General features: G+C 64.6%; 1 pseudogene. It reads right to left on the bottom strand.

Going from position 1 to position 254, the window contains the following annotated elements:
- Window positions 1–78 precede the first annotated feature (78 nt).
- Window positions 79–237: pseudogene (locus SB717_RS37735) on the bottom strand (integrase core domain-containing protein); the annotation flags it as partial.
- Between the last annotated feature and the right edge of the window lie 17 nt (window positions 238–254).

Here is a 254-nt window from a genome sequence, read left to right as displayed (position 1 = left end):
CTAGGGTTCCGTGGCAGGCGGGTGCCAGGAGGGGAATTCGCGCTCAGTGTAGAGGCTGTTCTCGACTTCGGCGGGGGCCTAGTAGTCGAGCTCTCGGTGGAGGCGCTGGTTGTTCCACCACCAAGCCCACTCGACCGTGGTTAGCTCGACCTGCTCGATGGTGCGCCAGGGTCCCCGGCGGCGGATCAGTTCGGTCTTGTAGAGCCCGTTGACTGCCTCGGCGAGAGCGTTGTCGTAGCGTCCTCAACCGTTCC

The sequence above is a fragment of the Priestia sp. SIMBA_032 genome, assembly GCF_046535215.1.
In the GTDB taxonomy this organism is placed as follows: Bacteria; Bacillota; Bacilli; order Bacillales; family Bacillaceae_H; genus Priestia; species Priestia aryabhattai.
Note: the sequence above shows the minus strand (reverse complement) of the source record. Positions and strands in the feature narration are given on the sequence as shown.